We start from the raw sequence: 20,892 nt of genomic DNA, 5'->3' as shown, positions 1-20,892 counted from the left end.
GTGCCATGAGCGAGATCATCAATCTCAGACGTGCACGCAAGCAGCGCCAGCGTTTAGACAAAGAACTTGAAGCGCAGCAGAACCGTCAGCTGCATGGCCGGACGAAGGCCGAGCGCAAACAGGACGAGGCGACGCGCGAGCTTGCTGCGGCGCGGCTGGATGCCCACCGACTGAAGGACGACTAGTTCTCCTCTCGGCGTGCCTGACGCAGCTCTGCGACTTCCACGCGTAACGCACGGATTTCACGAAGGATTTCCGACCGACCTTCGTCGGCGTGCTGCTGACTCGCCTCGGTATCACCGTGCTGCATTGCTGAAACGATGACACCGATGAACAGGTTCAGCACTGCGTAGGTCGTTGAAAGAATGAACGGGATGAAGAAAGCCCAAGCATAGGGGTAAACTTCCATCACCGGCCGTACGATCCCCATCGACCAGCTTTCGAGCGTCATAATCTGAAACAGGGTATAGCCAGCTGCTCCTAGCGAGCCGAACCATTCTGGAAAGGCGAGCCCGAACAAGTTCGTTGCCATCACCGAGAAAACGTAAAAGACGAGCGCGATCAACACCACGATCGAGGCCATCCCGGGAAGAGCAGCAATCAGTCCGCCGACCACCCGTCTCAGTGACGGCACCAGCGAGATCATGCGCATGACACGCAAGATGCGGAGCGCCCGCAGGACCTGCAGCGGTCCAGTGGCGGGCACCAGCGCGAAAGCCACAACCGTGAAATCGAAGATGCTCCAAGCGTCACGGAAAAACGCGCCGCGATAGGCGAAGAGTCGCAGCGCGATTTCCACGACGAACAGCGCCAGTATCACTGTATCGAAAAACTTCAGCGGGCCACCGAAGTTAGCCATCACCTGCGAATCGGTTTCCAACCCCAATACGACGGCGTTGAGAATGATGAGGCCGATGATGAACCGCGACCATAGGCGCGTTTCAATGATGCTCTTGATTCTTGCCTGCATGACCTATCCGACGGTTACGCGGTTCATTTGAGCCAGAGCGCCAGGAAGATCAAGCGTGACTAGTGTCGTAGCAGGTCACCAGTTTACCTGGCAGATCCCACCGGTAAATTGCTTGCTTTGCGCAGTATATTCAAAAATTTCCAGTTTCACGCCGTTCGGATCCTTCGTCCAAGCCTGCCAAGTTCCGTCTGAGCCGACTTTCTTGTCGGTTATCTCGACGCCTTGCTGACGAATGTGTGCGATCGTGTCGTCGAGGTTTTCTACCTCGAGGCAGATATGATTGATCTGATCGGTTTCAGAGAATTTTGCCTCATCCTTATGGAAAACCTCGAAGAACGTGCGTCCTCCCAGATCAAGGTAATAGCCGATGCAGGTTTCGCCGCGCATGAAGGTGAAAGCCTTCTGCAGGCCAAACACGTTTCGGTAGAACGCTTCTGTTGCGTCGAGATCATGGGCGAAAATGCAGACGTGAGCGATCTGCTTGACGGCAGGTGCTGGCACCGGCTCCTCCTTGTGTAATGCTGGTCCGGGGCAGAACGCCACGGCCAGGCGCAGGCTAAACCTATTCGGCGAACTGTGACCAGTGCCGGAAGTTCTGTTAAATGCTTCTCGAAGAACAAAGGGAGAGAAGCATATGGCGCGAGTGGCGGTGATCGGTTCCACGGGGCATATCGGCAGTTACCTCGTGCCTCGACTGGCAATGGACGGACACGAGGTTGTTGCTGTCTCCCGCGGGAACGCAGAGCCCTACCTCGCGCACAGGGCGTGGGACAGTGTGCAACGCGTGCATCTCGATCGGGATGCTCTCGAGAAAGACGGTGATTTTGGCAAGGCAATTGCCGAGTTAAAGCCCGATGTGGTCATCGACAATATCTGCTTCACTCTGGACAGCGCCAGGCAACTCGCAGAAGCGCTTATGGGGCGCGTACAACACTTCCTGCACATTGGCACGATCTGGACCCATGGGCGCTCGGAAGTGGTTCCGACGCCCGAAGACGTCACGAAGCGGCCATTTGGCGAATATGGCGTGCAGAAAGCTGCGATAGAGGCCTACTTGCTCGATCTCGGCCGCCGCGAGCAGTTTCCGGTAACGATCCTGCACCCGGGGCATATCGTTGGCAGAGGCTGGGCGCCTCTGAATCCCGCGGGGCATTTCGATACCAGCGTGTTCACAACTCTGGCGCGCGGCGAGCGGCTGACGCTGCCGAATTTTGGAATGGAAACCGTTCATCACATCCATGCCGACGATATCGCCGCGATGCTCATCGACGCGATGAGGAACTGGTCATCAGCTGTTGGCGAGTCCTTCCACGTTGTCTCGCCCGCGGCAGTAACCTTGAGGGGCTACGCAGAGGCCATGTCTCGCTGGTTCGGGAAGGAGCCCGATATCGCCTTTATGCCTTGGGAGGAGTGGAAACACACCCAGAGCGAGCGAAACGCCAACGCCACGTGGGAGCACATAACGCGCAGCCCGAATTGCAGCATCGAAAAGGGCAGGCGGCTGATCGGCTATGCGCCGCGCTATACATCGTTGCAGGCGGTCGAAGAGGCGGTGCGCTGGCTGATCGAGAACAAGCGTCTCGATATTTAGGGACGGGCAATGCGGGCATGGCAGCTTTTTTGCTGCCTGCCTCTTCCCCTTGTCACACGCCGCGTCTAGACAAGCCGGTAACCGTTCATATGAAGCGCGAAGGGCTTGTCCATGTCTTCAATCATCCACGTCGCCGGCCGCCAGATCTTCGATAGCCGAGGCAATCCCACGGTTGAAGTCGATGTCGTTTTGGATGATGGCAGCTTTGGCCGTGCCGCGGTGCCATCGGGCGCATCGACGGGAGCACACGAAGCCGTTGAACTGCGCGATGGCGGCAAGCCGTTTCTCGGCAAGGGCGTGACCCAGGGCGTTGAGAACGTCAACACGGTCATCGCCGACGAAATCCAGGGGCTCGATGCTCTCGACCAACTTGGCGTCGACCAGACACTGATCGAACTCGACGGTACGCCCAACAAGGCGAAGCTGGGAGCGAACGCCATTCTCGGTGTTTCGCTGGCAGTCGCAAAGGCCGCCGCCGAATCGAGCGAGCTGCCGTTCTACCGTTATATTGGCGGGCCGAACGCGCACGTGCTGCCCGTGCCGATGATGAACATCATCAATGGCGGCGAGCATGCCGACAATCCGATCGACATGCAGGAATTCATGATCATGCCGGTCGGCGCCGATACGATGGCCGACGCCGTGCGGATGGGTTCCGAGATCTTCCATACTCTCAAGAAGGGCCTGTCGGCTGAAGGCCACAGCACTTCGGTCGGCGATGAGGGCGGTTTTGCGCCGGGCCTCAAGAGTGCTGAAGATGCCCTCGGTTTCATCATGCGCTCAATCGAAAAGGCGGGCTATCGCCCGGGCGAGGATGTCTATCTCGCCCTCGACTGCGCCTCGACCGAGTACTTCAAGGACGGCAAGTACGTCATGGAAGGCGAAGGCAAGACCCTTTCGCCTGAAGAAAATGCGTCGTTCCTCGCCGATCTCGTCAGCCGCTTCCCCATCATCTCGATCGAAGACGGCATGGCGGAAGATGATTGGGACGGCTGGAAGGCACTGACCGACGCAATCGGCGACAAGGTTCAGCTGGTGGGAGACGATCTGTTCGTTACCAACACCGAGCGTCTGATCTCGGGGATCAAGATGGGTGTCGGCAATTCGATCCTCGTCAAGGTCAACCAGATCGGATCGCTTTCGGAAACGCTGAACGCCGTCGATACCGCGCACCGCGCCGGCTACACATCTGTCATGTCGCACCGCTCCGGCGAGACAGAGGATTCAACGATCGCGGATCTGGCTGTTGCGCTCAATTGCGGGCAGATCAAGACGGGCTCGCTGTCGCGCTCAGATCGGCTCGCGAAGTACAACCAGCTGATCCGCATCGAGGAAATGCTGGGGGCGTCTGGACGCTATGCAGGGCGCAGCGTGGTGAAGGGACGCTAAGCGTCCTTTTGCAGATATTGAATTGGGAAGGGCCGCTTGAGAGCGGCCCTTTTGTTATTGAAATGCAGTCTCTGCAAAGCTGCGGAGCTTGCGTGAGTGCAGCCGCTCTGCCGGCTGGTCACGCAGGATTTCCATCGCGCGCAACCCGATCAAGAGGTGCTGATTGACCTGGGTGCGGTAAAAGTCCGAGGCCATGCCGGGCAGTTTGAGTTCTCCGTGCAAGGGCTTGTCGGAGACGCATAGCAATGTACCGTAGGGCACCCGGAACCGGAAGCCATTGGCGGCTATGGTGGCGCTTTCCATATCGAGGGCGACGGCGCGCGACTGGCTCAGACGCCTGATGATTTCGGCCTGATCGCGAAGTTCCCAGTTGCGGTTGTCGAAGGTGGCGACGGTACCCGTACGCATGATGCGCTTGGTCTCGAGACCTTCGAGCTCGGTGATCTCTTCAACGGCCTGCTCAAGCGCCACCTGCACCTCGGCAAGGGCGGGAATTGGCACTGATAGTGGAAGATCCGCATCGAGAACGTGATCCTCGCGCATATAGGCGTGCGCAAGGACGTAGTCGCCGAGCTCCTGCGAATTTCGCAAACCCGCACAGTGGCCGAGCATGATCCACGCATGTGGCCGCAGAACCGCCACGTGGTCCGTGATCGTCTTGGCGTTGGATGGCCCAACGCCGATATTGATCATGGTGATGCCACGCCCGCGGGACGCCGTCAGATGATAGGCTGGCATTTGCGGGGTGCGGCTGGCGCGCGTGCCGCTGGTGCCGCCGCCGCTTCGGCTGTTGAGCGTGACAGCGTTGCCAGGCTCCACGAAGCTCTCATAGTGCTCGTGACCATTGCGCATATGCTCGTGCGCAACGCGGCAGAACTCATCGATATAGAATTGATAGTTCGTGAAAATCACGAAGTTCTGGAAGTGCGAAGCCTCGGTGCCGGTATAATGGCTTAGCCTATAGAGCGAATAATCGACCCGCGGGGCGGTGAACGCGGCGAGCGGGTAGGGGCCGCCGTAAGGCGGCACGAAAGTGCCGTTGGCGATCTCATCATCGGTGTGGGTAAGGTCTGGTGCATCGAAAATGTCGCGCAAGGGCAGACCAAGCGCGTCGATCTTCGAGCCATCAACAAACGAATCCGATGCCAGCGCAAAGTGCAGCGGAATCGGCGTGTTCGAAACACCGATATCAATCGTTCCGCCGTGGTTCTTGAGCAGAACCTCGAACTGCTCCTCGAAATAGACGCGGAACAGATCAGGTGCGGTGACGGTGGTGCGATAGATGCCGGGTGTGTGCAAATAGCCGTATGGCAGGGTCGACTCGCTCTTGCCAAAGCTGCGCGAGCGCACCTCGATCTGCGGGTAACATGCACGTACGCGTCCCTTGGGCACATCACCCCGGGTCAAGCGGTCCAGATGGTCACGGATGAACCCCGTATTCGCGTGATAGATCTCGGCAAGATACTCCCAAGCGGAGGCGGGGTCCTCGAACGATTTCTTTTCGAACTGTGGGGGATGGGAAAACGTCATGGCTTCCTGTCTGGCTGCGCGGCCGCAGATTTTCACCATTCGGTGATGGCACTTTTCCTGCCGCAATTCCATCCCATCTTGGCCAGCAGTTCACTGGCAACGCAAGCGACCCATGCACCGGTGAGCGAGGGAAACGAACGCCGCTTGTCCCCCAAGCCCTCAACAGTGCGGCGGTCGATTACCCGGGCCACGTGACGCCAAGGTGTCGCGTGGCCTTTTTTTAATCGGCAGGGATAGTGGGATACCGGCGCTCCATCTCGATGAGAGAGCGGCTGATCAACTGCTCCAGTATATCGAGATCTACAGCTTCAAGCGACTTCAGGTAGAGGCATGATTTGCCGGTCGTATGAGGACCGAGACGGTCAAGCAGATCCTGCTGCTGCATGAAGCCGATCATTATGTAGACCACCGTGTTTGCCTTGCGAGGTGCAAACCCGACACGAAACGATGTGCCGCTGTGACCGCTCTCATAGTGGTAGTGGTAGGTACCAAACCCGGCCATGCCCGGTCGCCACAGACGCGGCGGATACCCGGTGAGGCGCTGCATCATCTCCAGAAGGACTGCGGCGTCTGCTCGTCGTCCCCGGTGCTCAATAGCAGACAGGAACGCCTCAGTGTCGAGGTCGGCCGGCTCAGTAACGGTGCTCGTAGATCTTCCCATCATTGATCTCCTGCCCATGGTGAGAAACTGTTGGACCTGCGCAAGGCGCTGACCTATGAGCGACCCACCGACCACAACCTAAAATCACCATGGAGCAGACGATGACTGCGACGATCATTGACGGCAAGGGCTTTGCAGCGGGACTGCGCGAGCGCATTGCGGGTCACGTTGCGGGCCTGAAGTCGCAGCATGGAATTACCCCCGGGTTGGCGGTGGTCATTGTTGGCGAGGATCCGGCAAGTCAGGTGTATGTGGCGAGCAAAGCCCGGCTGACTGCAGAAGTCGGCATGCACTCGGTAAAGCACGAACTGCCGCGCGAAACCTCTCAAGCTGCGTTGCTGCAGCTGATCGATGAACTCAATCGCGATGATGCCATCCACGGCATCCTGGTTCAAATGCCGGTCCCGGATCAGATCGATCCAAACGCGGTGATCAATGCCATTTCTCCTGAAAAGGATGTGGATTGCTTCACTCCGGCAAATGTCGGCAAGCTGGCGATCGGCTTACCGGGCCCGGTTTCCTGCACGCCGCTGGGGTGCCTGATGCTGCTGCGCGACCAGCTCGGCGAATTGTCGGGCAAGGAGGCCGTCATCATTGGCCGTTCCAATCTGGTCGGCAAGCCGCTGGCGCAATTGCTGCTGCGGGATAATTGCACCGTTACCATGGCGCACTCCCGAACCGCCGATCTCGCCTCTGTCGTCAAGCGCGCGGATATCGTGGTGGCGGCTGCCGGACGCCCGAACATGGTCAAAGGCGACTGGCTGAAGCCTGGCGCTACGGTTATCGACGTCGGTATCAATCGCGTCCCCGCACCAGAGCGTGGCGAAGGAAAAACCCGTCTTGTGGGCGATGTTGAATTCGATAGTGCCGCCGACGTCGCGGGCGCCATCACACCGGTACCGGGGGGCGTCGGGCCTATGACGATCGCGTGCCTTCTGGCCAACACGATCACCACGGCGTCACTGCTCAACGGGCTTGTGCCGCCCAAGGACCTGACGCCTTAGCTGGCGGGCCGAAAGCGCCGCGCTACCGTATGATCGCGAAGGGCTTTCGCCGGGGCGCGGCCCTCTATCGCTGCGATAACCGGGTCTGGGTCGACAGCGCGTGCGTCGACAAGAACAGCGCGCGGCTCGTCTCTCAGGCCCTGACGCGCGGCTTCAATCAGTTCGAAAAGCAGCGTGCGCACATCCGTGCGGGCGGCACAGGCGACGCACAGATCGCCCGCACCGTGGTCATGCAGTGGCGGGTCGAGCCGGATCACCGCCACCCCCGGGCCTGCCAGTGGCATCTCGTGCCCAGCTGTCACGACAGTCACCGAGATCTTGTGAGGCAGGGCTGTCATTCCGCTGCCTCGACTTTCGGACCCGGAACATAGTTGAGAATCGGCCCAAGCCAACGCTCAACTTCTTCCACATCCATGCCCTTGCGCGCCGCATAGTCGCTTACCTGATCGCGCTCGACCTTGGCGACACCGAAGTAGAAGGCTTCAGGGTGGGCGAAGTAGAAGCCCGACACCGACGATCCCGGCCACATCGCGTAACTTTCCGTCAGTTCCACGCCTGTACTGGCCGTGGCGTCCAGCAGCTTGAACAGCGTTGTTTTCTCGGTGTGATCAGGCTGGGCCGGGTAGCCGGGTGCAGGGCGAATGCCGCGATAGCTTTCCGAGATCAGCTCCTCGGCAGTCAGTTTCTCGTCGGTTGCGTATCCCCAGTGCTCGCGGCGGACGCGCTCGTGCATCATCTCGGCGAACGCTTCGGCAAAGCGATCAGCCAGAGCCTTGACGAGGATTGATGAATAGTCGTCGTTCTCTTGCTCGAAGCGCTTGGCGATAGCTTCCTCTTCGACGCCAGCCGTCACCACGAAGCCGCCGACATAGTCCGGCTTGCCGGTTTCTAGCGGCGCCACGAAGTCCGACATCGCGACATTCGGCCGATCGCCCCGCTTGCTCAACTGCTGGCGGAGCGTGAAAAGCGTTGCCAACTCCTCCGACCGGCTCTCATCAGTGAACAAGCGGACGTCGTCGCCAACGCTGTTCGCCGGCCAGAAACCGATGACCGCGCGCGGGTGAAACCACTTTTCTTCGATGATGCGCTTGAGCATTGCCTTGGCGTCGGCAAAGAGCTGACGCGCAGCCTCACCCTGCTTTTCGTCATCGAGAATCGCGGGATAGCGTCCCTTGAGTTCCCAAGTCTGGAAGAATGGCGTCCAGTCGATGTACTCGGCGAGCATTGCAAGGTCGGTTTCATCGACGACGCGTGTGCCGAGAAAGCTGGGCTTCGGCGGATCGTACGAGGACCATTCGGTTTTGAAGGCATTGGCGCGGGCGGCCGCGAGAGGCAGGCGCTGCTTTTCGGCTTCTGCACGCAAGTGCGCTGCCGCTGCCTTGGCATATTCTTCCCGCACCGACTTGATGAAACCGTCTCGCGTCTTCTGAGACAGAAGGTTGGAGACAACGCCGACGGCGCGGCTAGCGTCATTCACATAGACGGTCTGTCCGCGCTCATAACGGGGATGGATTTTGACTGCCGTATGCACGCGACTGGTGGTGGCTCCGCCGATCAGCAACGGTATGTCAAAGCCTTCCCGCTCCATCTCCGCTGCGACATGAACCATTTCATCGAGAGAGGGTGTGATCAGCCCCGACAGGCCGATGACGTCGACGTTCTCGGCCTTGGCGGTCTCGAGGATTTTCTGGCTTGGCACCATCACGCCAAGATCGATGATCTCGTAATTGTTGCAAGCCAGCACAACGCCGACGATGTTCTTGCCGATATCGTGCACATCGCCCTTAACGGTGGCCATCAGCACCTTGCCGGCCGTGCGGCGCTGTCCTGCTTCGGTGGCCTTTTCCTCTTCCATGAAAGGGAGGAGATACGCCACGGCCTGCTTCATCACGCGGGCCGACTTCACGACCTGGGGCAGGAACATCTTGCCCGAGCCGAACAGATCGCCGACGACGTTCATGCCGTCCATCAACGGCCCTTCGATCACATGAAGCGGCCGTTCGGCATTGGCTCGCGCTTCTTCTGTATCCGCCTCGATATATTCGGTTATGCCATTCACAAGAGCATGGGTGATGCGTTCGCCAACCGGCAGCTCTCGCCAGCTGAGATCGCGTGCCTTGCCGCTTCCTCCGGCCTTCCCCTTGTAGCTTTCAGCGAGATCGAGCAGGCGGTCCGTCGCGTCGTCGCTGCGGTTGAGAATAACGTCTTCGCACAGCTCGCGCAGTTGCGGTTCGATCGATTCGTAAACCGCGAGCTGGCCGGCATTGACGATGCCCATGTCCATGCCGGCCTGAATGGCGTGGTAGAGAAACACCGAATGCATGGCTTCGCGCACCGGCTCGTTGCCTCGGAAGGAAAACGAGAGGTTGGATACGCCCCCCGAAATATGTGCGTGCGGCAGCGTGTCCGTGATCTGGCGCGTGGCCTCGATGAAGGCAACGCCGTAGCCGTTGTGTTCCTCGATGCCCGTTGCGACGGCAAATACGTTGGGATCGAAGATGATATCTTCCGGGGGAAGCCCCACGGTTTCCGTGAGGAGCTTATAGGCTCGGGTGCAGATCGACACCTTGCGCTCTTGCGTGTCGGCTTGCCCGTCCTCGTCAAAGGCCATCACCACAACTGCCGCGCCATATGCTCTTACGAGCCGGGCCTGCCGCAGGAATGGCTCTTCGCCCTCCTTGAGCGATATCGAGTTGACGAGCGCCTTGCCCTGAACGCGTTTCAACCCGGCTTCAATGACCTCCCACTTCGAGGAGTCGATCATCAGCGGCACGCGTGCGATATCGGGTTCAGCGGCCAACAGGTTGAGGTAGTCGATCATCACCTGGGCGGAGTCGATCAGACCTTCATCCATGTTGATATCGATGACCTGGGCGCCGTTGTTCACCTGGTCCCTGGCAACCTCAAGCGCCGCCTCGTAATCGCCTGCCGTGATCAGCTTGCGAAAGCGTGCGGAGCCGGTGACGTTGGTCCGCTCGCCAATGTTGACGAACGGTATGTCATCGGTCAGCACGAATGGCTCGAGCCCGGCAAGACGCAGTTTCGGTTCGATCGTTGGAGCAATGCGAGGGGCATGCCGGGATACTGCCTTGGCGATCGCTGCGATGTGCTCTGGAGTCGATCCGCAGCAGCCTCCGACGATGTTCACCAAACCGTCGCGCGCGAAGCCTTCGATCTGCTCCGCCATGAACTCTGGGCTCTCGTCATACTGGCCCATCTCGTTCGGCAAGCCAGCGTTCGGGTAGGCGCAAATCAGAGTGTCTGCGGCGTCACTGAGCTCGGCCAGATGCGCACGCATGGCGTTGGCGCCAAGGGCGCAATTGAGGCCGATGGTCAGGGGCTTGGCATGGCGCAGCGAATACCAGAAAGCGGTCGGCGTCTGGCCCGACAGCGTCCGTCCGGACAGATCGGTGATCGTGCCGGATATCATGATCGGCAGCGAGCGCTCGCGTTCCTCGAACACTTGCTGCGCGGCGAAGAGGCCGGCCTTTGTGTTGAGCGTATCGGTGATGGTCTCGAACAGCAGCATATCTGCTCCGCCCTCGAGCAAACCTTCGATGGCGGTGCGATATGCTTCGACAAGCTGATCGAAGGTGATCGAGCGGTGGCCGGGATTGTTGACGTCCGTCGACATCGACGATGTCTTCGTCGTCGGCCCCAACGCGCCGGCAACAAAGCGCCGGCGTCCATCTTCAGCGGTAGCGCGGTCTGCGGCACGGCGCGCCACCTGCGCTCCGGCATAGTTGAGCTCGTGGATGAGCTCTTCCATGCCGTAATCCGCCTGCGCGACCGAGGTGGATGAAAAGGTGTTGGTTTCGAGAATATCGGCCCCGGCCATTGCATAGTCGAAATGCAAGTCCTCAAGCGCCTCGGCCTGCGTCAGGTTGAGCAGATCATTGTTGCCGCGCAGCGGGTGCGGCCAGTCCTTGAAGCGGTCCGATCGGAATGCGTCCTCGTCCAGATTGAGACGCTGAATCATCGTGCCCATCGCACCGTCGAGGATCAGGATGCGCTCTGCTGCGGCAGTACGTATTGCCTGCTCCACCTCGTGACCGTCAGGCAGGGCAGGGCTCGGCTTGGCGGGAGTATCGTTACGCATGCTTGCTTCCAATCCAGTTCTCGCGTGGGTGCGCGATCACATAAAGATATCTTTATATCCCTCGCGCTGCAAGGCCGGGCCCGTTAGCGGCACGTTAACCTTGCGCACCGCTTGACGCGAACAATTCACCTAAAGCCGGTGCCCTTAACCCGCCTGCAACCACAATCGCCGGACAAGCGGAGAATTCGCAAAATACACCGCTCGAGAGATCGCTTACCCATGACCGCTCGCTGCCGCACCAGCCTCAATCTCGTTTTTGTTTCAGCGCTGCTTGCACCAATGCTCGCAGCCTGCGGAGGCACTTTAGGACCAACGGTCAGCCGTGCGGCCTTTACGTCCAAGGAGTTCGGTGTACCGGTCTCCGAACGCGTTACATGGAATGCGAATCCGAGAAAAGGCGGCGGACGTTATCTTGTCGGCCAACCCTACAGTGTTCGTGGCCAGATGTACTACCCCGCAGAGAACCCGAACTACCGTGCCAGCGGGCATGCTTCCTGGTACGGCGCAGACTTTCATGGACGCCGGACAGCGAACGGCGAGATTTTCTCCGCAAACGCTCTCACGGCCGCGCATCCGACGCTGCCACTACCATCTTATGTGCGGGTGACGAACCGAGAAAACGGCCGCTCAATCATCGTTCGCGTCAACGATCGCGGACCCTACATTGCAGGTCGGGTGATCGACCTCTCCTCGCGTGCAGCGACCATGCTCGGCTACGTCCAGGCGGGAAGTACCGAAGTCGATGTAGAGTATGTGGGCCGCGCGCCTCTAGAAGGCGACGATACGAAAAGGCTTCTCGCGAGCTATTCGGGTCCTGCCGTGCGCGATTCGGGCACGCGTGTGGCTTCTGCCGGCGATCACACTGTAGTTGGCATGGCTTCAAATCTCATCGGCGGCCTGTTCGGCTATGCTGAAACGCCTCAGCAACAGCCGAATACCGGTGCGCTCGCGGCAGTCACCAGCTTAGCCGAGGGCGGAGTCAGCGATCTGCCAACTTCTGGCACCGCTCAGGTTGATATCGCGCTTGGGCAATTCTCGGACACAGCCGCGGTCGAGTATGTGGCTGACGCGTTCGCGATGCTCGGCGCCGTCGAAGAAACGCCGGCAGCAAGCGGCACGATGCTCAGTCTTTCGGCGCTCAAGCCGGGTGTTGGCATGGAGGACGTGTCAAATCTTGCGGCGGAACTTGGGCTTTCCGGCGTCAGCCTGTATTGATGGTGCGCCAGATCCGCTTGTAGCGACGAGCGGACGTCAACCGCTTCGATAGGATCCTCATGCGGCGCATACTGACTTTGCTCATAGCCACTGCGTGCCTGCTCTATTCAGCCGCATCGGCCTCTGCCCAGGTGACGTTCTCGACCGAGGCGCAGTACGCGATCCTGATGGATTTCGAGTCGGGGACCGTGCTTTTTCAAAAGCAGGCGGATGAGCCCATGGAGCCCGCCAGCATGGCGAAGCTGATGACGATCGCCGTGGTCTTCCACGAGATCGAGGCGGGCAGGGTCTCGTTCGACGACGAGTTCTATGTTTCAGAAAACGCCTGGCGGACGGGCGGCGCCTCGTCTGGCGGCTCGACAATGTTTGCGGAAGTGAACTCGAGCATCAGCGTCGAAGATCTCGTGACGTCGGTCATAGTCCAATCAGGCAACGACGCCAGTATCGTGCTCGCCGAGGGCATAGCAGGCTCAGAAGGCACCTTTGCATTGATGATGAACGAGTTGGCGGGGGACATCGGCCTCGATAACTCGCACTTCACAAATTCGACGGGATTGCCCGACCCAGAGATGCACACAACGGCGCGCGATCTCGCCAACCTCGCCCGCTATCTGATCCGTGAGTTTCCAGAGTACTACGAACTGTTCTCGATTCCCGAGTTCGAATGGAACGGGATCAACCAACCCAACCGCAACTCTCTCGTCGAGATGGGGATCGGTGTTGATGGCCTGAAGACCGGCCATACCGAGGAATCAGGATATGGCTCTGTGGTATCGACGGAGCAGGGCGGTCGGCGGCTCATCGGAGTCGTCCATGGTCTCAACAGCATGCGCGAACGCACTGAACAGGCGCGAGCGCTGATAACCTGGGGTTCTCGGGCATTCGAGCGCATACCGGCTTTTCCGGAGGGCTCAGTTGTCGGCCAGGCAGACGTCTTCGGTGGTGAAAAGGCGCAGGTGGATCTGGTCGGAGAAGGAGCGCTCGACCTCTATCTTCCGCGCGGGTCGCGACGTTGCCTGAGCGCACAGATCGTTTATGAGGGTCCACTCCTGCCACCAGTCAGGCAAGGCGCTCACGTTGCGGACCTCGAGGTCTATTGCGATGATGCGCTGATCCAGTCTGCGCCGCTTTACGCTGTCGAGGATGTCGGACAGGGCGACATTGTCCGCCGTGCCAGCGATGCCCTGAAGGAATTGGCGCTCGGCTGGTTGTAGGTCGCTGGACGAGCCAGCGAGAGTTAGAGACGAGGGCGGAAGCATGGATCAAGCTCTTGCACACGGCAGCGCCCGCTTCATCACGTTCGAGGGTGGAGAAGGTGTTGGCAAATCCACCCAGGTGGCAAGGTTGCTCAGGCGCCTCGAAGCGAGTGGTGTGGACGCAGTGCGCACGCGCGAGCCAGGCGGTACGCCCAACGCAGAGGCGATCCGAACGTTTATTTTGCAGGGACGGTCGGAGAAGTGGGGGGCGGCCAGCGAAGCCGTTTTGTTCGCCGCCGCGCGGCTGGACCACGTAACGAATTTCATCGGGCCGCACCTCGACGCCGGACAATGGGTGATTTGCGACCGATTCCAGGATTCTACGCGCGCATATCAGGGACTGACCGGCGGTGTTGACGAACAGACGATCGGGTCGCTTGAGGTGCTGGCACTTGATGGCCGCACGCCCGATCTGACGCTTGTGCTCGACATGGACCCCGAAGCCGCTTTCGATCGGGTCAATGCTCGCATGATCGAGGCCGAACTGGCAGAGACAGGCGATCGGTTCGAGCGAGAGGATCTGGTCTGGCATCATCGCCTGCGCGAGAACTTTCTCTCGATCGCGCGAAACAATCCAGAGCGCTGCGTGGTGATCTCAGCGGACCAATCGGAGGACGATATGGAGGAGACGATCTGGCGGATCGTTTCAGCAAGGTTCTCAGACCGCATCGGTCCCGATAATGAATGATCCAGACGCACTCGAAGATGTAAGCCTACCCGAGGAAAGCCCTGGCGTCATCGGACACGACGAAGCGCGCGCGATCGTCTCGCAGCGTTTGAATGGCGGAACGTTGCCGGGTGCGATCATGCTGCATGGGCCCCGTGGAATAGGCAAGGCAACGCTTGCATTTGCCATCGCGCAGGACCTTCTGGTTGCGACCGGGGACGAGGATGCCCATCGCGTTCAGGAGCAGATACTGGCTGGTGCGCATCCAAATATCCAGGTGCTGCGGCGCCAGCAGCGGGACGCCCGCGCCTATTATACCGTGATACGGATTGAGGATATCCGAAGCCTCCGGGACAGCCTGCACATGACGCGCGGCCGCAACGGGCATCGCATCGCAATTATCGATACCATCGATGATTGCAATATCAGCGCCGCAAACGCGCTGCTGAAGACACTGGAAGAGCCACCGGCGCAAACCATGTTCATCCTGGTTTCGCACAGGCCAGGGCAATTGCTGCCAACCATTCGCTCACGCTGCCATAGCATTGCGCTGCGCCCGATCAGTGATGATGACGTTGCCCAGGTGTTGCGGCAGCAGCGCCCCGACCTGCCGGATCAGCAAGTTCAAGGCGCCGTCTCGATGGCTCAGGGCCGCCCGCGCCGCGCGTTCGAAGCGCTCACCATTGGCGGTGAAAGCGCGCTCGGAGGGCTGAGTGGCTGGCTTGCACGGCCCCTCGACCACGATTCCGGAGCGCATCTTGCGCTGGCGGATCAACTCGCCGCGAAAGCACAGTCCCCTGAACTGATGTTTGCGCGTGACATGATGCTTGAGTGGCTCGCTGTTGAAGCGCGCGAAGCGGCAACACAGCACGCCGGCAAGAGGCGGCTTGCCTCTGTCAATCAGCTATGGGAGAAGGCGCAGGCCGCTTTCGCGGAGGCCGATGCCCTCAATCTCGACATGAGACAGACGCTGGTGACGGTCCTCGACGACATCCGCTTGCACGCAAGATCGTTCCTCGCTGCCGAGATCCAATGACCACCGAACCGTACTATATCACGACGCCGATCTTTTATCCGAACGGCGTGCCTCATGTGGGGCATGCTTATACCGCAGTTGCCAGCGATGTTCTGGCGCGCTTCATGCGGCTGGATGGACGCGATGTGCTGTTCTTGACCGGTACGGACGAGCACGGCCAAAAAATGCAGCAGACGGCCGAGCAGGAGGGGCTCACCCCCCTGGAGCTCGCGACCCGAAATTCGGGTGTGTTCCGTGACCTATGGTCGACGCTCAACATCTCCTACGACGATTACATTCGCACCACCGAAGAGCGTCACCGCGAAGCGTGCCAGGCAATCTGGCAGCGCATGGTGGATGCTGGAGATATCTATCTCGACAAGTATTCCGGCTGGTACTCCGTCCGCCAGGAGGGTTTCTTCGATGAGAAGGAAACCACCGTTGGCGAGGACGGCGTGCGCCGCGAGCCGCTTGGCTCGCCAGTCGAGTGGGTGGAGGAAGAAAGCTATTTCTTCAAGCTCTCCGCATATGGTGAGCGGCTGCTGAAGCACTACGAAGCGAGCCCCGGGTTTATTGCTCCCCCGGAACGACGCAACGAGGTCGCAAGCTTTGTGCGCTCCGGTCTTCGGGATCTGTCGATTTCTCGAACAACATTCGATTGGGGCGTGCCGGTTCCGAACGATCCGAAGCATATCATGTATGTTTGGGTCGACGCGCTGACCAACTACATCACCGCAGCTGGATATCCCGATAGCGAGGATAGACGCTGGCGCTATTGGCCCGCAGATGTCCATTTGATTGGCAAGGACATCGTCCGGTTTCACGCGGTCTACTGGCCGGCATTCCTGATGAGCGCGGGGATCGAGTTGCCGAAGCGCGTTTTTGCCCACGGTTTCCTGCTGAACCGCGGTGAAAAGATGTCGAAGTCGGTCGGCAATGTGGTCGACCCGTTCGGTCTGGTCGAAACCTATGGCCTTGACCCATTACGCTATTACATGATGCGCGAGGTGCCGTTCGGTCAGGACGGCTCGTACAGCCATGAAGCGATCGTCAATCGCATTAATGCAGACCTTGCGAACGACCTCGGCAATCTGGCGCAGCGCTCGCTATCCATGGTGGGCAAGCACTGCGGTGCAGCCGTGCCGACGCCTGGCCAATTCACTGCCGAGGACCAGACGATATTGGATGCGGCCGATGGCTTGCTGACCAGATCTCGCGCTGCGATGAACGAGCAGGCTATTCACACGATGCTTGGCGCGGTGTGGCAGCTGGTGGCGGACACAAACCGGTACTTCGCCAGCCAGGAACCGTGGGCGTTGCGAAAGAGTGACCCGGCACGCATGGAAACTGTGCTGTACGTCACGATCGAGACCATTCGGCAAATTGCAATTCTGGCCCAGCCGGTGATGCCAGGTTCTATCGAGCGTCTGCTCGATCTGCTCGGCCTCGACGGCGCGGAGCGCGACTTTGCTCACCTAGGGGCAGAGCACCGCCTAAAGCCGAAGGCGTCCTTGCCCGCGCCTCAAGGTATCTTTCCACGTTATGTCGAAGCGACAGAGGCCTGATGCTGATCGATAGCCACTGCCATCTCGATTTCGATGTTCTCGCCGAGGATATCGAAGGCGTCCTGCAACGTGCAAACGATGCCGGTGTCGACGGGATGGTGACGATATCCACACGTGTGCGAAACTTTTCCACATACGCTGCGCTGGCGGAACGTTATGAGAACGTATGGTGCTCTGTAGGCACTCACCCGCATAACGCGCACGAGGAGCTGGATGTCACGGTGGATGAGCTGGTGCGCTTATCCGCCCATCCCCGCTGTGTTGCCATCGGTGAAGCCGGACTCGATTATCACTACGACATGTCGCCGCGGGAGGCGCAGGCCGAGGGATTCCGCAACCACATCTCCGCCGCCCGTCAGACCGGTCTTCCACTGGTTATCCACAGCCGCCAGGCTGACGAAGACATGGCGGAAATCCTTGAGGAAGAGACAGGGAAGGGCGCCTTCCCGTTCATTCTGCATTGCTTCAGTTCCGGTGCCGAACTGGCACGGCGCGGCCTGGCGCTCGGCGGCTACGTATCGTTCTCCGGTATCGTGACCTTCCGAAACGCCGAAGAAATTCGCGAAGTCGCGCGATTTGTTCCGGAGGACCGGTTTCTAATCGAGACCGATGCGCCGTACCTGGCACCGGTGCCGCACCGCGGAAAGTCTAATGAGCCTGCCTTTGTCCGACACACGGCTGAGCATCTGGCGGAGGCGCGCGGCGTTGATCTGGAGGCGATCGGGAGTCAATCGACAGAGAACTTCTTCCGGCTGTTTGGCAAGGCATCACGAGTCTAGCTGATGACGTTTGCAACCGAATTCACCGCCACCGTTCTTGGGTGCGGGTCATCTGGGGGTGTACCGCGGATCGGGAACGTCTGGGGCATTTGTGATCCCAGCAATCCGCGTAACCGGCGGCGGCGCTGCTCTTTGTTGATTGAAGCGTGGCACGCAGATTCGCCTGGTGTGACGCGCGTTCTTATCGATACGGGCTGCGACCTGCGCGAGCAATTGCTGGATGCGCATGTCGATCGCATCGATGCCGTCTTTTATACGCATGAGCATGCCGACCATACGCACGGTATCGATGACCTGCGTGTGTTGGCGCTGAATAACCAGAAGCGGGTCGACGTCTATTTTTCCCGAGAGTGCGGCCAGCGTCTGCGTGAGGCGTTCGGCTATTGCTTCGAGACCGCGCCCGGCAGCGGCTATCCGCCGATCCTCGATGCCCATGAGATTTCAAGTGACGACAGCATTGAAATAGCGGGGCCGGGAGGAACCGTCGTGGTCGAGCCATTCCTTCAGGAGCATGGCGGGATCAACTCTTTCGGCTATCGCGTCGGCGACTTTGCCTATTCCTGCGATCTATCAGGTATCCCGGAGCAGTCGCACAAGGCGATCCGCGACCTTGAAGTCTGGATACTCGATGCCTTGCGGCCGACACCGCATCCAAGCCACTTAAGCCTGCCGGAATCGCTCGAGATCATTGAGCGTTTTGCGCCGCAGCGCGCCATTCTGACGAACCTCCATATCGACATGGACTATGAAGCCGTGGCGCGAACAACGCCGGACAACGTAGAGCCTGCGCATGACGGCATGCACATAAACTTCGCCATCGACGCGAAGCGCTACGCTCGCTAGCAGCCGAAATACCCAACAAAATTAGCTCTGACGTCGCCCAGAAGGTCAGAAAGCCGCCCAACTGCGCGCGTCAGCCAATATGTCAGGGATCGTCGCCACTCTTCGCCAACATATAAAAGTTCCATAATATATATTATGCGAACCGAAACTGTGTCACCTCTCCAGCACACTATCGCTGGACTGATTTGGGTGACCTCGTCAATCACCTTCCTGCCACTTTTCAACAAAGAGCACGCTCACCCGTTCTCGGCGTCAAGGGACGCTGCGCTCTCCGCCCTTGACCCCTGCGAGCGGGTGCGCAGCGCGTGGAGAACGACAATGGCGCATTCTGCGCCATGTCGCAGGAGGTATAGACAGATGAGACCCAGAGCTTGGTACGCCGTTTTCGCGGAGGGCCGCGTTATTGCGATCTGCCACGGCCACGAGGCCGCACGGCGTGTAAATGGCAATCGCTCATATAGGCGTTTCGGCAGCCGTGAAGCCGCCGAAATCTTTAGCGCATGGTGGAATTACTCCGACAGTCCACGCAGCGACAAGCGCACTAGCACCACGGCACGAAGCGCCGTTTAGCGCCGCCGCCTTTCCCCTTGGGCCTGTTATCTTTTGGCCTCGCCTTACATACATCGCGCACCTTGTCCGGTGAACTCTCAGGGTTCGTGCGATTTGGCGGGTCCAATGTTAGGCCCGAGGGATATTTGACTGTTGGCGTTGGGCGCGCGGGTTGCTGTGGCGCGGGCCGCGCTGGCTGCGACGGCCTTGACGATACGCCGCGCCGTGGAGGCGTGGGTACGGACGCGCGAGGACGCTCTATCCCACTGCCATCAGGCAACGGCGTCTTATTTGGTCTCAGTTGCATCGTTCCACTGCCATCAGGCAGCGGGGTGCGATTTGGCCGCACCATGTTGACCCCGGACCCGTCAGGCAATGGGATTTGTCCTGGCCGCTTTGGCGGCCCCTTCTTAACATCGGGCCGACTTCCGCCTACGAGTGACTTCGGCGTCTTGTTGTTGTTTCCGGGGTTGCTCGTGATCGGCGGATCAACCCGCACGATCACCGTAGGCCGCGACGACACTCCGCGCGTTGGCGTCGTTGGCCTCGCAGTTGGCGTTTTCGGCGTTGTGGGTCGCGGCTGCGCCTTTGGTGTGGTTGGCTTCGGTTTCGCCGGAGGCGGGTCCCGCCGCGTTGGGCGATCTCTGTCACGCTTTGCCAATTGGCATATCTCCCTTGATATACGTCAGCAGTTCCGCGACGTGCTGACAGTGAAAATCCTGCTCCCAATCGTAGACATCATATGCCACGACCGGCCTTGCGCGCTCCGGCATGACGAACGGCCTTTCGGCCTCGATTTCCTTGCGCGCTATCTTGTCGAGGTATTCCTCGACGTATTCGGAATTCGGCATGTGCCTTCTTCCGTACAGTTCTCGCCACGTCCTGACGTAGTGGCCGAGAAACAGTTCCGCTGACCTATTGGTCAGAACGAACGGCACTGTGTACGTGGTGCCGTCTGCGCGTTGCCCTCTGATATCGGGGAACGTATAGACCGGGCTTTGCGGTGCCAGCCCTTGCCTTGCATATTGTTCGGCAAGCCCCTCGAAGTATTTCGCACCGAGCGGCGGTTTCTTCGACATTGCCAGAACGCCCTGCCGGGCATCGTCTGTCATGTCCTTTTGTATGTATTTGCAGTTGTACCGGACCGCATGGCTTGTCGGGTTCGTCCAAAACGACCAGCCGTGCGGCCAGTGTTCTTCCATGAAGTTTTGGTCTAGTACGTGATCCGGTACAGCCTTTTGCCAATAGAGCATGATATGCCAGTGCGCCCGTCCTTTTGTGCTGCCATATTCGCCGGTTACAAAGTAACGCACGGGATAGCCGTGACGGCGTAGCAGCTTGAAATATTTCTGGACGTCTGAGTAGGTCAACAGCACTGCGCGTTCATGGTCCGCGTCATTGGCTTTGCTTCGGCCATATGTCAACGTTACCGCTGTCGTTGCCTTCGCCGTTTTTGATTCTGCAATGTTTCGCCCTACCCAATCGTTGATTGCTCTCTGGCGACATTGCTTGCATTCGCGACACGCAACCTCGGTACCGTCCGGAAGGGTGTTAGGCGCCAGGCACATGGAGCGGACCCCTTACTTCGTCGGGCTCCAGATAATCCGGGCCATACCATCCCGGCATCAGCCAGTGCCATCCCCAACCATTGTCAAAGCGCCAATGAAACACCTGCCACTCCTCTTTGACACGGACCCAGTAGAACCCTTCCACCCGTCCAAAGTCGTGCCTGCCTCTTAATTTCATGATTTCCCTCGTT

19 protein-coding genes are annotated in these 20,892 nt (G+C 59.5%); 11 read left to right on the top strand and 8 right to left on the bottom strand.

The genetic code is table 11. The features are described from left to right. The first annotated feature begins 5 nt into the window (after nucleotides 1-5). Entirely contained in the window at nucleotides 6-185 is a 180-nt protein-coding gene (locus tag IE127_RS01515) for a DUF4169 family protein (RefSeq protein WP_189422715.1), read from the top strand. Here IE127_RS01515 and IE127_RS01510 read toward each other — a convergent pair. Beyond that, a complete protein-coding gene (locus IE127_RS01510) occupies nucleotides 182-970 on the bottom strand; it encodes an ion transporter (RefSeq protein ID WP_189422713.1) in 789 nt (262 codons plus the stop codon). The genes IE127_RS01515 and IE127_RS01510 overlap by 4 nt on opposite strands. 75 nt (nucleotides 971-1,045) lie before the next feature. Further along, on the bottom strand, nucleotides 1,046-1,633 hold the full coding sequence (locus tag IE127_RS01505) for a VOC family protein (RefSeq protein WP_244639860.1): 588 nt from the start codon (nucleotides 1,631-1,633) through the stop codon (nucleotides 1,046-1,048). Between IE127_RS01505 and IE127_RS01500 the strand changes: the two genes are divergently transcribed. Together IE127_RS01500 and eno are read left to right on the top strand one after the other, a co-directional pair. Further along, nucleotides 1,605-2,561: an NAD-dependent epimerase/dehydratase family protein gene (locus IE127_RS01500; protein ID WP_189422711.1), complete on the top strand. Its 957-nt coding sequence runs from the start codon at nucleotides 1,605-1,607 to the stop codon at nucleotides 2,559-2,561. The two genes, IE127_RS01505 and IE127_RS01500, sit on opposite strands and share 29 nt — an antisense overlap. A gap of 111 nt (nucleotides 2,562-2,672) precedes the next feature. Then, on the top strand, nucleotides 2,673-3,950 hold the full coding sequence (gene eno, locus IE127_RS01495; RefSeq protein WP_189422709.1) for a phosphopyruvate hydratase: 1,278 nt from the start codon (nucleotides 2,673-2,675) through the stop codon (nucleotides 3,948-3,950). A 54-nt stretch (nucleotides 3,951-4,004) separates the two neighbouring features. Here eno and IE127_RS01490 read toward each other — a convergent pair whose 3' ends face one another. After that, nucleotides 4,005-5,480 carry an AMP nucleosidase gene (locus IE127_RS01490; RefSeq protein ID WP_189422707.1) on the bottom strand — a complete coding sequence of 492 codons (1,476 nt, stop codon included), beginning with the start codon at nucleotides 5,478-5,480 and terminating at the stop codon, nucleotides 4,005-4,007. Between the two features lie 220 nt (nucleotides 5,481-5,700). Further along, nucleotides 5,701-6,141, bottom strand: coding sequence for a DUF1801 domain-containing protein (locus IE127_RS01485; RefSeq protein ID WP_189422705.1), 441 nt, complete (start codon nucleotides 6,139-6,141; stop codon nucleotides 5,701-5,703). A gap of 101 nt (nucleotides 6,142-6,242) precedes the next feature. Here IE127_RS01485 and folD point away from each other — a divergent pair, with 101 nt between their 5' ends. Next, complete coding sequence (folD, locus tag IE127_RS01480) at nucleotides 6,243-7,145, top strand: bifunctional methylenetetrahydrofolate dehydrogenase/methenyltetrahydrofolate cyclohydrolase FolD (protein ID WP_189422703.1); 903 nt, start codon at nucleotides 6,243-6,245, stop codon at nucleotides 7,143-7,145. Here the strand turns inward: folD and IE127_RS01475 are convergent. Together IE127_RS01475 and metH are read right to left on the bottom strand one after the other, a co-directional pair. Continuing rightward, entirely contained in the window at nucleotides 7,142-7,483 is a 342-nt protein-coding gene (locus IE127_RS01475; protein ID WP_189422701.1) for a hypothetical protein, read from the bottom strand. The two genes, folD and IE127_RS01475, sit on opposite strands and share 4 nt — an antisense overlap. Further along, nucleotides 7,480-11,244: a methionine synthase gene (gene metH / locus IE127_RS01470; protein ID WP_189422699.1), complete on the bottom strand. Its 3,765-nt coding sequence runs from the start codon at nucleotides 11,242-11,244 to the stop codon at nucleotides 7,480-7,482. Before metH ends, IE127_RS01475 begins: the two co-directional genes overlap by 4 nt. Before the next feature lie 219 nt (nucleotides 11,245-11,463). Between metH and IE127_RS01465 the strand changes: the two genes are divergently transcribed. The 7 genes from IE127_RS01465 to IE127_RS01435 all read left to right on the top strand — a co-directional run bounded on the left by IE127_RS01465 (nucleotide 11,464) and on the right by IE127_RS01435 (nucleotide 18,584). Beyond that, the gene (locus IE127_RS01465; protein ID WP_189422697.1) at nucleotides 11,464-12,459 is read left to right on the top strand and encodes a septal ring lytic transglycosylase RlpA family protein; all 996 of its coding nucleotides are present in this window, start codon (nucleotides 11,464-11,466) and stop codon (nucleotides 12,457-12,459) included. A 59-nt stretch (nucleotides 12,460-12,518) separates the two neighbouring features. Next, a complete protein-coding gene (locus IE127_RS01460; RefSeq protein ID WP_189422695.1) occupies nucleotides 12,519-13,673 on the top strand; it encodes a D-alanyl-D-alanine carboxypeptidase family protein in 1,155 nt (384 codons plus the stop codon). Nucleotides 13,674-13,716: 43 nt separating this feature from the next. Then, on the top strand, nucleotides 13,717-14,403 hold the full coding sequence (tmk, locus tag IE127_RS01455; protein WP_189422693.1) for a dTMP kinase: 687 nt from the start codon (nucleotides 13,717-13,719) through the stop codon (nucleotides 14,401-14,403). Then, nucleotides 14,396-15,418 (top strand): DNA polymerase III delta subunit-related protein, encoded by a 1,023-nt coding sequence (locus IE127_RS01450; protein ID WP_189422691.1) that lies wholly within the window; start codon nucleotides 14,396-14,398, stop codon nucleotides 15,416-15,418. The genes tmk and IE127_RS01450 overlap by 8 nt, the downstream gene beginning before the upstream one ends. Next, the gene (gene metG, locus IE127_RS01445) at nucleotides 15,415-16,962 is read left to right on the top strand and encodes a methionine--tRNA ligase (RefSeq protein WP_189422689.1); all 1,548 of its coding nucleotides are present in this window, start codon (nucleotides 15,415-15,417) and stop codon (nucleotides 16,960-16,962) included. The genes IE127_RS01450 and metG overlap by 4 nt, the downstream gene beginning before the upstream one ends. Continuing rightward, entirely contained in the window at nucleotides 16,962-17,741 is a 780-nt protein-coding gene (locus IE127_RS01440; RefSeq protein ID WP_189422688.1) for a TatD family hydrolase, read from the top strand. Before metG ends, IE127_RS01440 begins: the two co-directional genes overlap by 1 nt. A 168-nt stretch (nucleotides 17,742-17,909) precedes the next feature. Beyond that, a complete protein-coding gene (locus IE127_RS01435; protein ID WP_308430287.1) occupies nucleotides 17,910-18,584 on the top strand; it encodes an MBL fold metallo-hydrolase in 675 nt (224 codons plus the stop codon). Between the two features lie 1,196 nt (nucleotides 18,585-19,780). Here the strand turns inward: IE127_RS01435 and IE127_RS01430 are convergent. Both IE127_RS01430 and IE127_RS19590 read right to left on the bottom strand, forming a co-directional pair. Then, complete coding sequence (locus IE127_RS01430; protein ID WP_444542489.1) at nucleotides 19,781-20,701, bottom strand: rolling circle replication-associated protein; 921 nt, start codon at nucleotides 20,699-20,701, stop codon at nucleotides 19,781-19,783. Further along, nucleotides 20,685-20,892: hypothetical protein (locus tag IE127_RS19590; RefSeq protein ID WP_210310399.1), on the bottom strand; the 208-nt coding region annotated here is incomplete at its 5' end. The genes IE127_RS01430 and IE127_RS19590, both read right to left, overlap by 17 nt.

This window comes from Devosia pacifica (genome assembly GCF_014652635.1).
Taxonomy (GTDB): Bacteria; Pseudomonadota; Alphaproteobacteria; order Rhizobiales; family Devosiaceae; genus Devosia; species Devosia pacifica.
The sequence above is the reverse complement of the archived record's forward strand: the minus strand, read 5'-3'. Positions and strand labels throughout refer to the sequence as shown.